Annotated in this window: 11 protein-coding genes; 2 read left to right on the plus strand and 9 right to left on the minus strand. The window is 66.9% G+C overall.

The genetic code is table 11. The features are described from left to right. Both PKE80_RS00130 and PKE80_RS00135 read right to left on the minus strand, forming a co-directional pair. Positions 1–1,059: fumarylacetoacetate hydrolase family protein (locus PKE80_RS00130; protein WP_271180765.1), on the minus strand; the 1,059-nt coding region annotated here is incomplete at its 3' end. A 156-nt stretch (positions 1,060–1,215) separates the two neighbouring features. After that, on the minus strand, positions 1,216–2,862 hold the full coding sequence (locus PKE80_RS00135; RefSeq protein WP_271180766.1) for a family 43 glycosylhydrolase: 1,647 nt from the start codon (positions 2,860–2,862) through the stop codon (positions 1,216–1,218). A gap of 103 nt (positions 2,863–2,965) precedes the next feature. Here PKE80_RS00135 and PKE80_RS00140 point away from each other — a divergent pair, with 103 nt between their 5' ends. Continuing rightward, positions 2,966–4,000 (plus strand): LacI family DNA-binding transcriptional regulator, encoded by a 1,035-nt coding sequence (locus PKE80_RS00140; RefSeq protein ID WP_271180767.1) that lies wholly within the window; start codon positions 2,966–2,968, stop codon positions 3,998–4,000. Between the two features lie 138 nt (positions 4,001–4,138). Here PKE80_RS00140 and PKE80_RS00145 read toward each other — a convergent pair whose 3' ends face one another. Together PKE80_RS00145 and uxaC are read right to left on the minus strand one after the other, a co-directional pair. Further along, positions 4,139–5,569: a mannitol dehydrogenase family protein gene (locus PKE80_RS00145; protein ID WP_271180768.1), complete on the minus strand. Its 1,431-nt coding sequence runs from the start codon at positions 5,567–5,569 to the stop codon at positions 4,139–4,141. Continuing rightward, positions 5,566–7,008, minus strand: coding sequence for a glucuronate isomerase (gene uxaC / locus PKE80_RS00150; protein ID WP_271180769.1), 1,443 nt, complete (start codon positions 7,006–7,008; stop codon positions 5,566–5,568). The genes PKE80_RS00145 and uxaC overlap by 4 nt, the downstream gene beginning before the upstream one ends. An 80-nt stretch (positions 7,009–7,088) precedes the next feature. Between uxaC and PKE80_RS00155 the strand changes: the two genes are divergently transcribed. Next, on the plus strand, positions 7,089–8,591 hold the full coding sequence (locus tag PKE80_RS00155) for a UxaA family hydrolase (protein WP_370424842.1): 1,503 nt from the start codon (positions 7,089–7,091) through the stop codon (positions 8,589–8,591). Between the two features lie 113 nt (positions 8,592–8,704). On the opposite strand, the gene PKE80_RS00160 is transcribed toward PKE80_RS00155, so the two are convergent. The 5 genes from PKE80_RS00160 to PKE80_RS00180 form a co-directional block, all read right to left on the minus strand. Further along, positions 8,705–10,060 (minus strand): sensor histidine kinase, encoded by a 1,356-nt coding sequence (locus PKE80_RS00160; RefSeq protein WP_271180771.1) that lies wholly within the window; start codon positions 10,058–10,060, stop codon positions 8,705–8,707. Positions 10,061–10,115: 55 nt separating this feature from the next. After that, positions 10,116–10,802 (minus strand): response regulator transcription factor, encoded by a 687-nt coding sequence (locus tag PKE80_RS00165; protein ID WP_271180772.1) that lies wholly within the window; start codon positions 10,800–10,802, stop codon positions 10,116–10,118. Continuing rightward, complete coding sequence (locus PKE80_RS00170) at positions 10,802–10,981, minus strand: hypothetical protein (RefSeq protein WP_271180773.1); 180 nt, start codon at positions 10,979–10,981, stop codon at positions 10,802–10,804. Before PKE80_RS00170 ends, PKE80_RS00165 begins: the two co-directional genes overlap by 1 nt. 10 nt (positions 10,982–10,991) lie before the next feature. Beyond that, entirely contained in the window at positions 10,992–11,129 is a 138-nt protein-coding gene (locus PKE80_RS00175; protein WP_271180774.1) for a hypothetical protein, read from the minus strand. 112 nt (positions 11,130–11,241) lie between these two features. After that, positions 11,242–12,006, minus strand: a complete 765-nt coding sequence (locus tag PKE80_RS00180; protein ID WP_271180775.1) for a CsgG/HfaB family protein — start codon at positions 12,004–12,006, stop codon at positions 11,242–11,244. Positions 12,007–12,193: the final 187 nt, after the last annotated feature.

Below are 12,193 nucleotides of genomic sequence, written 5' to 3' on the forward strand. Positions count from 1 at the left end.
CCAGGCAGGCGCATCGCGCGAGGTGGCGACGGTGTTGACCAGCGTGCCGAGGCGATCGCTGGAGATCGTCACGACATCGCCGACCTTGTGGGTGAACCCGCGTCCCGGTGCATCGCGGTCCTGCGTCGGCGCGAACAGCGTGCCCAGGAACAGCACGACGCCGTCCGGGTATTGATGCTCGGAAAAGCACTGGCGCAGCAGGTCGAGCGGCGGGCGACTGATCTCCGACATGCGGCTTTCGCCTTCGAGCAGGAAACCTTCCGGCCCCTCGATGCGCAGCAGCACTCGTGCATTCTCGACGTCGGCCACGGTGTAGCCCGCGTCGAACAGGCGCACGAACGGGCCGATCGCGCAGCTGGCGTTGTTGTCCTTCGCCTTGCCCAGCAGCAGCGCCGAGCGGCCTTCGAAATCGCGCAAGTTGACGTCGTTGCCGAGCGTCGCGCCCACGGCCTTGCCGCGTGCGTCGGAAAGGATGACCACTTCCGGCTCGGGGTTGTTCCAGCCCGAATCCGAACGCACGCCGATCGCCGCGCCCGAACCCACGGTGGAAAGCACCGGCGACTTGGTGAAGACTTCCGCATCCGGCCCGATCGCGACCTCGAGGTACTGCGACCACATGCCGTCCTCAATCAGCGCGGCCTTGAGCGCCGCCGCCTCGGGGCTGCCGGGCACGACTGAACGGATCGAGCCGCCGATGCGCTCCTCGAGCCCGCTGCGCACCGCCTGCGCCTTGTCGGCATCGCCGCGCGCGCGTTCCTCGATCACGCGCTCCAGTGCGGAGACTGCGAACGTCACGCCCGCCGCTTTCACGCACTGCAGGTCGATCGGGCTGAGCAGGGTGGCACGGGCCAGAACGTCCTCGGCGGCGCCAAGGGCCTTGCCCTGCGCGGGATCGAAGGCGCCTGCATCGACGAGGTCGGCCACGGTCGGCGCGATGCGGCTCATATCATAGGTTACGCCGCCCTGCAGCAGCACGGGGGTCGGGCCTTCGCCAAGGTCGAGACGGCCGAGGAAAAGGCCGTCCTTCCAGTCGGCAGGGAGCATATCGAGCGAGGTCATGCCGTTCGTCCTTTTCGTCTTTGGGGCCGTCGTCGTCCCGGGCTCGACCCGGGACCGGTGGCTGTCTTTAGGCGGGCGCTGCCGTGCCGGGCGCCCTGAAGCTATGGGGGCTGGTCACGGCCAGCGGTCCCGGATCAAGTCCGGGACGACGATCACTTACAAAGCCTTGAACTTGAAGTTGCTAAAGCGTGCCTCGCCCTGTCCGGCCGAGTAGAGACCCGGCCGCAGCATCAGGAAGCCGCCGCGCACATTGTGGTGATAGCCGGAGACTTCCATGCCCCGGTCGAAGCGCTTCCACGTTTTCCCGCCGTCGCCGCTGGTGTGGAAGGCGACGATGTGGCGATCGTTCCGCACCCGCATCAGCATCTTGCGGCCGTGGTAGTTGGCCGGGCGGCCGCGCTCGATGCCGTATTGGTGCGTCATGAACTTGGCCGCGTCGAAGCCCAGCCCGCAGTAGAGTTGCTGGTCGTAGAACAGCAGCAGGCCCGCAGTGACGCCGGGGTCGATGTCGATCTCGCACTGGAATTCGTAGGCCTGGTCGCCCGCGATCAGCAGCAGCGGCGAGGAATCGACCGGGGCCTTGCCGGCGGCGGTCAGGTGCAGCGTGTTGTTCGCCACCCGCGCGCGGTCGCGCTCGGTCGGCGAGGGCTTGAAGAAGTTCCAGCGCCGCCCGATCTCCAGCGACGAGAAGTCGTCCGACAGCGGCATCCCGTGCGGACCCGCCTTGCGGCCGCCCTTGGGTGTGCGGATCGGCTTCGACAGGTCGCCGCCCTCCATGCGGAACCAGCCGTCGGCGGTCCAGCTGACGGGATCGAGCAGGGTCTGGCGGCCGAGCGTCCAGAAGTCCTTCTCGTAGCCGTGATAGACCGACCACCAGTCCCCGGCAGGCCCCTCGAACAGCGTGGCGTGTCCGCGCGACCACCAGGCTTCCGACAAGTCGGTGGTGCGCACGATCGGGTTGTGTGGGCAGTTCTCCCAAGGGCCGTGGATCGACTTGGAGCGCGCGGCGATCACCATGTGCCCGGTCGGCGGACCGGCCGTGCCGCCCACGGCGGTGACGAGGTAGAAGTATTCACCGCGCCGCACGATCTTGGGGCCTTCGGGGGAGAATCCCTCTACGTCCCAGTCCTCCGGGTAGTGCCAGGGGTCGTAGACGTGTTCCACCGCGCCGACGGTGGAGAGGCCGTCCTCGGCAAGCCGGATGCGGTCGCCGCCGGAAAGGAACAGCCAGCGCGAACCGTCCTCTCCGACCGCGTGGCCGGGGTCGATATGGTCGGGCAGGCCGAGGCTGACGGGCTCGCTCCACGGGCCTTCGGCCTTGTCGGCCCAGACCACGTACTGTGCGTTGGGCGTGGCCTTGACGGTGAAGTAAATGAAGAACCGGCCGCCGTGCTTGCTGATGTCCGGCGCCCAGACCGAGCCGAGGTTCTTCGTCAGCGCGGCGGTGAGGGGGCGCCAGTTGATCAGGTCGGCGGAGTGCCACACGACCAGCCCCGGATAAGAATCGAAGGTCGAGAAGGTCATGTAATAGTCCTTCCCGTCCCGCACGATCGTCGGGTCGGGATGGTCGCCCGCCATCAACGGGTTGAGGTACGTGCCGTTGCCCTGATCCGGGATACGCTGGTCGTCGAAGCCGCGCCGGTACTTCGAAGCGCCGACCGAAGCGGGCTTTGCAGGCGAGGCGGCGGCCGTCGCTGCGCTTGCGCTGCCTGCCAGCGCCGTCAGCGATGCCGCGCCGCCTGCTGCGCCCAGCGCTGCGGCCCTACCCGCTGTAAACAGGGCCTCTCGGCGGTCGAACTTCATGGCTCTCTCCGGTTCTGCTTTTGATTTATGCTAGCGCTATCATATATGGCATCGGTGTCAATGAAAATTGCAGGAACGCGCGATCGGCCATACAAGCCTGGCGATGCACGAAACCCCAGCAAGAGCGCGCGAAGGCGATCCCACCATCGAGGACGTGGCCGCCGCCGCCGGGGTCTCGATCCGCACGGTTTCGCGGGTGCTCAACAAGTCGCCCAAGGTGAATGCCGAGACCCGCCAGCGGATCGAAGCCGCGATCGCCGCGCTCAGGTTCCGGCCAAGCGCTCGGGCGCGGGCGCTGGCGATGCGGCGTTCGTTCCTGATCGGGCTGATCCACAACGACCGCAACGCGCTGGTGCTCGATTCCATCCAGCGCGGCGTCGTCGCCCTGACCGCGCCGCGCGGCTATGAGGTGATCGTCCACCCGACCCCGCTGGAAACCGAAGCGGCGATCCGCGACGTGCTGGGCTTCGTCGAGCGGTCGCGCGTGGACGGGCTGGTGATCCTGCCGCCGGTTTCGGGCGTGCCGGGTCTGGCCGAGGCTCTGGCCGAGGCGCAAGTGCCGGTCACGGCGCTGTCGTCGGTGCCGATCGCGGGCTTTGCCGACGTCATCGTCAGCGAGGAGCGCGCGGCGGGCGCGCAAGTCGCGCGGCATCTGCTCGATCTGGGGCACCGGCGGCTGGGCATCGTCAACGGTCCCGCCGATACGGCTTCGGCCATGGAGCGCCGGGCGGGCTTCATCGAGGAGGCGACGCGTGCCGGGGCAAGCGTGGCCGAAGCGCCGGGCGACTACGACTTCGCCTCGGGCGTGGCCGGGGCGGAACAGCTTCTGGCGCGGGCCGAGCGGCCGACGGGCATCTTCGCGGCGAACGACATCATGGCGGCGGGCGTGCTCAAGGTCGCGGCGGTGCGGGGGATCGCGGTGCCGGGGGGGCTGTCGGTGGTGGGCTTCGACGGCAGCCTGCTCACGCGGATGCTGAGCCCGGCACTGACCTCGGTGCTGCGCCCGTTCGGCGACATGGCGGCGGCGGCGGCAGAGCGGCTCATCGCGCGGATCGAGGGCGGCGAGGCGCCACCGCCGTTCGAGGTGGAACTGCGCGTGGTTCCGGCGGAATCGACGGGGCCTGCGCCTTCGGTCTGATTGCCGTTGAGACTTGGGTGATGATCCTCTCCTCATTCGTCATTGCGAGCGCAGCGAAGCAATCCAGGGCGGCTTAGAACTGCCCTGGATTGCTTCGCTGCGCTCGCAAAGACGAGGTGTGTGGGGTCGAGGAGGTGCTCAGGCCGCCATCGGCTCCAGCCGTCCGGCCTCCAGTGCCGCCAGCCCGGCTTCCACCGCGCCGACGAACCGTCCGTCCGAACCCAGATCGCCGAATACCTCGCGCATCGCCAGAACGCTGCGCCAGTCGCTCGCCCGCTCCAGCAGCGGGGCGGCGAGGGGGTCGGTGATCGTTTGGCCGTCCCGCGCCGCGCCTGCAAGGAAGCGCAGCCATGCCGCGATCGGGAGCGCCAGCCGCTCGACCGGCCGCCCGGCCGCGAGCGCCTCGCGCGTGGTGTCGAGCAGGCGGTAGGGCAGCTTCTGCGACCCGTCCCACGCGATCTGCGACAGCAGATGCCGGATCTCGGGATTGCGGAAGCGGGCGAGCACGTCGGAGATGTAGCCGGCGAGGTCGAGCCCGGGGGGCGGCGCGATCGACGGCGCGATGTCCTCGCGCATCAGCCGTTCGGCGAAAGCGGCGAGTTCGCTGTCGGCCATGGCCTCGCCGACCGTCTCCAACCCACGACCAAGACCGATGTAGGCGAGCGACGAATGCGCGCCGTTGAGCAGGCGCAGCTTGGCCTTCTCGAAAGGACGCACTTCGCTCGCGAACGTCACGCCTGCGAGATCAAGCGCCGGTCGCTCCCCGGCGAAGCGGTCCTCGATCACCCACTGGGTGAAACGCTCGCGCTGGATCGGCCAGACGTCTTCCAGCCCGGTGGCCACCGCGATGCGGGCACGCAGCGCGTCGTCGGTGGCGGGGGTGATCGAATCGACCATCGCGTTCGGGAAAGCGACGGTGTCGGCGATCCAGCGGGCGGTGTCGGGATCGATCGCCTCGGCCAGCGCGATCGTCGCGGCCTCCAGCTTGCGGCCGTTGTCGGTGAGATTGTCGCAGCACAGTACGGTCACGCCGGGGAGCCCCGTGAGACGGCGTGCCTGAAGCCCGCGCACCAGCCAGCCGGTGAACGAACCCGGCGTCCAGCCTTCCGAACGCGAGGCATCGAGGTCCGCCTTGATGGCCGGGTTCGCGAAATCCAGCGCTCCGTCCGCGCCGAGGCAGTAGCCCTTTTCGGTCACGGTGGAACTGACGATGCGGGTGTCCGCATGAGTCAGCTCGCCGAGGATCGCGGCCGGATCGTCCTTCGTGAGAATTCCGCCGATGGCGCCGATCACGCGGTACGCGACCTCGGTGTCCAGCAGGGCGAGGGTGTAGAGCCCGTCCTGTGGGTTCAGCGCATCGGCCACCCCGCGCGAATTGAGGCTCACGCCGGTCAGCCCCCAGCGGGGATCGCTACCCAGCAGGGTGTCGAAGGCGGCGGCCTGATGCGCGCGGTGGAACGCGCCCGGCCCGAAGTGGACGACGCCGCGCTTGACGGCAGAGCGGTCGTACTGCGGCCGGATCACGCCTGCGGGGAGCGCGGAAAGGGTGTTTTGCGATAGACGGGTCATGCCGGTTCCACCTCGCGCGCGGGCGCTTCGAGGCCGTAGGCCTTTCGCACCAGCCCGACGGTCAGTTCGTGGGCCAGTTCGGCAGCCTCCCAGTCCTCCATGCGATGCTCGGCGACGAGGCGGGCGAGGAAGCCGCAGTCGATCCGCCGCGCGACGTCGTGGCGCGCCGGGATCGAGAGGAAGGCGCGGGTGTCGTCGTTGAATCCCACGGTGTTGTAGAAGCCCGCCGTTTCGGTGGTCATCTCGCGGAACCGGCGCATACCTTCCGGGCTGTCGTGGAACCACCATGCCGGGCCGAGCTTGAGGCACGGATAGTGCCCCGCCAGCGGCGCGAGTTCGCGGGCATAGGTCGTCTCGTCCAGCGTGAAGAGGATGACCTTGAGGTCCGGCTCGTTGCCCAAGAGGTCGAGCATCGGGCGCAGCGCCTCGACATATTCGGTGGCGCGCGGAATGTCGGCGCCCTTGTCGCGGCCGTGGCTGGCGAAGAGGCGGGCGTTGTGGTTGCGGGTGGAGCCGGGGTGGATCTGCATGGTCATGCCGTCCTCCACGCTCATGCGCGCCATTTCGGTGAGCATCTGTGCGCGGAACAGCTCGGCCTCGTCGGCGTCGGCTTTCCCGCCCATGACCTTGGCGAACAGCGCCTCGCATTCCACCGTCGAGAGGTTGGCGGTGCGGGCGGTGACGAAGCCGTGGTCGGTCGCCGTCGCGCCCATCGCGCGGAAGTCGGCGCGGCGCTTGCGGTGCGCGGCGAGGTAGCCGGTCCAGCTCTCGACGTTCTCGCCGGACAGGTCGGCGAAGCGCACGATGTCGCGCGCGAAGCTGTCGTGCTCGGGGTCGATCACCGAGTCCGGGCGATAGGTGGTGACGACCTTGCCCTGCCAGCCCGATGCCTGAATCGCCTTGTGATGCTTCAGGTCGTCGCCCGCGCCCTCGGTGGTGGCGAGCAGTTCGATGTTGAATCGCTCGAACAGCGCGCGCGGGCGGAATGCGGGGGAGGCGAGGGCCTCGCCGATGGTGTCGTAGTAGAAGTCGGCAGTGCTCTCATCCAGCGCCACGTCGATGCCGAAGACTTCGCCGAAAACGTGGGGCAGCCACATGCTGGATGGCGTGCCGCGGAACAGCTTCCAGTTCGCCGCGAACAGGCGCCATGCCTCGCGGGGGTCGGTGGCGGGCATCACGCCGCCCTTGCGGGGGACGGCCAGCGCGTCGAGGTCGATGCCCTGCGAATAGAGCATGCGGAACAGGTAGTGGTCCGGGGCCAGCAGCAGCTCGGTCGCGTTGGTCCAGGCCGCGTCGGTGGCGAACCATTCCGGGTCGGTGTGGCCGTGCGGGCTGACGATCGGCAGGCCGGCGATTTCGGCATAGAGTTCGCGGGCGATGGCGCGCGTCGTCGGGTCGGCCGGCAGCAGGCGATCGGGGTGCAGCGAGAGCTTGGGCATCCTTGGGACTCCTCGGAAGAGTGCGTTTGCGGCTCGATTACCGAGTTGTGCCAGCGCTGGCAATGCTGTATCGGCGGGCCATGGTCGAAACGCTTTCCAAACCTGTCACCGTGATGCGGATTTCCGCCGAGGATCACGTCGCCGTCGCCCTGGAGCCGCTTGAGGCAGGCGCGGAAGTCGTTGTGGACGGTCAGACGATCTGCCTCAGTGATGCGATTCCGGCTGGCCACAAGTTCGCCGTCATGCCTGTTGCCGCGGGTTCGCCGGTTCGTCGCTATCGCGCGCCAATCGGCCTCGCCACGCGCAACATCGCGGTGGGCGAGCATGTCCATGTCCACAATGTCCACACCGCGCTTTCGGGCGAGAAGGCCTATGCCTTCTCCGGCGCGCGGGCCGAGGAGCACGCGGCGCAGTCCTCGCGCTCCTTTCGGGGCTACGTCCGGCCGGACGGCAGCGTGGGCACCCGCAACGAATTGTGGATCCTGCCCACGGTCGGCTGTGTCGGCCGCCTGGGCGAGCGGCTGGCGGCGAAGGGCAACCTGCGGTCGCCCGCGACCGTCGATGGCGTTCATGCGTTCAATCACCCGTTCGGCTGCTCGCAGCTGGGGGCGGACCTCGATGGCACGGCGGCGGTGATCGCCTCGCTGGCGCTCAACCCCAACGCGGGCGGCGTGCTGCTGCTGGGTCTCGGCTGCGAATCGAACCAGCTGGAAGAACTGCTCAAGCGCATTCCCGACGACCGCCGCGATCGCTTGCGTGTGCTGCGCGCGCAGTCGGAAAGCGACGAGTTCGCCGCCGGGGAAGCGCTGATCGACGAACTGCTGGGCCTGATGGCCGAGGACCGGCGCGAGGACGTGCCGCTCTCGAAGCTGCGGCTGGGCGTGAAATGCGGCGGCTCGGACGCGATGAGCGGACTGACCGCCAATCCGCTGATCGGTCTGATGGCCGATGCGGTGACCGACGCGGGCGGTGCCGCGATCCTGACGGAAATTCCCGAAATCTTCGGCGCCGAGAACCTGCTGCTCGAACGTGCCACCAGCGAAGAGGTGTTCGACAAGCTCTCGGGCCTCGTCAATTCCTTCAAGCGCTACTTCATCGAGAACGGCGAGCCGGTTTCGGAGAACCCCAGCCCCGGCAACATCGCGGGCGGCATCACCACGCTGGAGGAAAAGTCCCTGGGCGCCGTGCAGAAGGGCGGGCTTGCCCCGGTCTGCGACGTGATCGGCTATGGCGAGCGGATTTCGACGACGGGACTGACGGTGCTCGAAGCGCCCGGCAACGATGCCGTTTCCACCACCGCGCTGGCGGCAGCGGGGGCGACGATCACGCTGTTCTCCACAGGGCGCGGGACGCCGCTCGGCAGCCCGGTACCGACGATGAAGATCGCCTCGAACCATTCATTGGCCGAGCGCAAGCCGGGCTGGATCGACTTCGATGCCGGACTGGTGCTGGAAAAGGGCATGGCGGGCGCGGCGGCCCTGCTGCTCGACCGCATCATCGCCGTCGCGAGCGGGGAACCGGCGCGCAACGAGAGTAACGACGAACGCGCCATCGGTATCTGGAAGCGCGGCGTTACGCTGTAAGCGTGCTCACCGTGCCGACGGGACGCCGTATAAACGCCCGATGCCCTCATCATCGCGAGTGAAGAGAGGGGCTAGATGCCTGCCACACGACCTTGCGTCGCCGCCCGAAGCGATCATCGTCTGAATTCCGGTGCAATAGTGAAGCAGGCGCCTCTTTCGCTGGGGGCGAGCGAGATTTCGAGATGATGCCGTTCGGCTATCGCGCGGCATAGTGCGAGGCCGAGGCCTGCTCCTTCGGTGCCGAGCGAACTACCGCCGCGGGCGAATTTCTGGAAAATCCTGTCGCGCTGGTCTTCGGCAATGCCTGGCCCGTCGTCGCTGACGATCAGCAACGGCCCTCGTCGCAGCGTGAGGCGGACCGTACCGCCGGGAGGTACGAACTTGAAGGCGTTATCCAGCAAGTTGGTGATCAGCCGGGTAAGCGACATTTCCTCGCCCGCGATCGAGACTTCGGGCTCGATGTCGAGGATTAGCCGGTGGCCGGATTCCTCGGCGCTGTCGGCGTAGAGTTCGCCGAGGCGGGCGGACAGGGAACTCAGGTCCACGGGGATGAGGCCATGGCGATCGCCGCGCCGCGCCTCGCTGGCAGCGATGTCCAGCAGCGATTCGAGCATGCGGATGATACCCCGGATCTCGGTACGAGCATCGGCGATACGCGCGGCCGTCTCGGCATCGGGCGTGGCGGCGAGTGCTTTCACCAGCCGGTTGTCGAGATGCATCAGCGGCGTGCGCATCTCGTGCGCGACATGGTCGGTCGTTTCGCGGTGGGCTGCGGCGAGTCGTTTCAGGCGGCCAAGGGCGTTGCCCGAGTGGGCGGCCAGTTCGTCGATCTCGTCATGCCCGGCCGAGCCGCGTGCCAGTTCCTGCAGCGCTGCGTCGTCGGGCTGGCGGAAGGCGGCGTTGATCCGTTCCAGCCTTCCTGCCAGGCGATGCGCTGCAGTCCAGCCGCCAAGCGCCACCGCCAAGGTCGCCAGCACGCCGCCGGTGAGGAATACCAGTGCCACCTGCCGCAGCAGCATGGAAAGGTCGCGATACTCGTGCGCGACCAGCAGCTTGAGGTTGGGGCCGAGCTGGGTGGCGCGGGCGAAGGCGAGTTCGCCGCCCTCTATGCGGATGTCGGCGGCCTCGGAGATGCCGGCATGCAGCCCCGGCCATTGGGTCAGGTCTCCGGCGATAGGTTTCCCCTGCGCATCGGCGAGGAGGTAGTGCGCGGGATCGCCGTTGCGCGGTTGCAGTGCGAGGCGGTCCTTGATGCGCTTGCCGAGTTCGTCGCGATCGCCGCTGGCGTAGATGTCGACCATGCCAGCAAGATCGACGTCGACAGCCCGTTCCAGCGCTTGCCGGTTGGAGCGCTCGATCGTGGCGTTGGTCAACAGCCACAGCCCGAAGGTGATCACCGCTGCCGTGGCGATCGCCCAGACGACGATCTGAGCGAAAATCGAATTACGGATGAAAGCCAGCCGCTTCATGGGCATACGTAGCTTGGCAGCGGATCGCGGACCGATGACGCTATGAAGGGCCCGCTCACCGCCCGTCCAGCAACCTGTAGCCGGAGCCCCAGATGGTTTCGAGTGCGGGCTTGTCGAAACCTTCTTCGAGCTTGCGGCGCAGGCGGCCGATGTTGACGTCCACCACGTTGGTCTGCGGATCGAAGTTCATCTTCCACACGTCGCGTAGCAGCATCTCGCGCGTCAGGACTTCGCCTGCGTTCTCCATGAAGTGGCGGAAAAGCTCGAATTCCTTGGGGCTGAGTGCAAGGTGGCGATTGTCGCGAAAGGCGGTGCGGGCCTTCACGTGGCACTCGAAGGCGCCGTAGAGGATGACGGCGGAATGCTCGCGGCCGGAAGAGCGGCGGTGCAACGCGCGCAGGCGGGCGAGCAGTTCCTCACCTTCGAAGGGCTTGGCGAGGTAGTCGTCGGCCCCGGCGTCCAGCCCTTCGGCGCGGTCAGTCGAGCGGCCGAGCGCCGAGAGTAGCAGGACCGGCGTGCCGACCCCGCTCTCGCGCAAGCGAGACAGGATGGTGATGCCGTCCAAGTCAGGAAGCATGCGGTCGAGGATGATGACGTCGAACCGCTCTGCGCCGGCGCGTTTGAGGCCTTCGTTGCCGGTTGCGCACCATGTGAGTGCGTCCCCGGCCCCGACTGCAAGCTCCTTTACTTGGGACGCTGCGCGCATATCGTCCTCAATGTAGAGGATATTCATTCCAACCATCATGCCGCTTTCACAGCCAAGTGATTATCGTTATCTATTGCAGCTATTAATAAGCGCGTGGTGGCCCACCGTCGCCTGACAATGCTTGTTATTATTGGGTCGGTGGCTTGCGTCTCGTTTCCTGGTCCATCTTTTTCAGAAAGACGGGCACTTTTGGCCCGCTTTTCTTGTTTTTCCATCTGGTGCAATTCAACCGAAGAAGAAGCTCCAGAAGCTCCGCGCGGTACCGGTGTCCAGATTGCCGGGGACCGTTTCGATGGCCGCATTTGCTACCGTGGCCGAAAAAACCAGGGCAGCACTGACTGCTGCGATCGCGAACTTTTTCATCGATGAACTCCTGTGCCCCTGGCAATATCGGAATCAAGCAAAGGCGCTATTCCGAGGTCTGCAGGATATGTTGCGACAAGTGCGCGTCAACACTTCCACGAGTTAAATATAGTTATTGCGCCTTGGGCGCTGCCGCCGAGGCATCGACAGGCAGGCCGCCAAGCTCGGTGACCAGCTTGGTGTAGGCGTCAAGGTAGGCGAGCACGATGATCTGGCCGATCTGCGTGTTCTGGTAGCCGCCGCCGCCTGCTGCACCGAAAGTGCCGCCGAAGAAGCCGCCGCCGCCCGCGCCGAAGCTGACGTCGGATTTGCGGGCATAGCCCTCGGTCAGCGCCTCTTCCACGGTGGTGCGCGAATTCACGATCGAGAGGGTGACGTTCGCCTCGCCCTTCTTGACGTTGAGACCACCGGCGATCGCACCCACGCCGCGCCCGAACAGGCCGCCGACGCCGCCCAGCACGCCGCCGATGCCGCTACCGCCCGAATTGTTGTTGGTCGAGACGATGTCCGGCTGCAGGAAATAGTCCGCCGCCTTGATTTGGCCCTTGCCGATGTTGGAGCCCTTCTGCAGTTCACCCTGTTCGGCGAGCGCGCGCTCCATGGCGCTGTTCTGCAGCGAGCGGCCGCGGTTGACCATGGTGAAGCAGCCCGACTTCTGCACGAAGACGCGCAGAATCGCCTCGGGGCTGCCCAGGCTCAACTCGCGCCACCACTGGGTGTCGGGCTCGATGATGGCGACGGTGCCCAGGTTCTTGCGGCAGACGGGGATCGACTGCTGGCCCTTTTCCTGCAGTTTTCGACCCGAGGACTGGTCGGCGAGGGCGGGGGTGGCCGCAAGGGTGGTGAGCGCGGCCAGCGCGCAAACGAACGTCTTCATCAGTAGTGCTCCCTATTGTCTCGCGCGGACGCGAAGTGCCCAATCCCCAGGGCGACGAACTCCTTATGCGGTCACTCTTGCACGAACAAATGACGATGTCTGTGAGAATCTTTCGCAATTTAGTGTGCGTTTTCAGAATCAAGTGAGGTTCGTGCCATTTTCGCGATTGCGCAGGAACCAGGCGCGC

Origin of the sequence: Novosphingobium resinovorum, assembly GCF_027922145.1 — a bacterium.
Taxonomy (GTDB): domain Bacteria; phylum Pseudomonadota; class Alphaproteobacteria; order Sphingomonadales; family Sphingomonadaceae; genus Novosphingobium; species Novosphingobium resinovorum.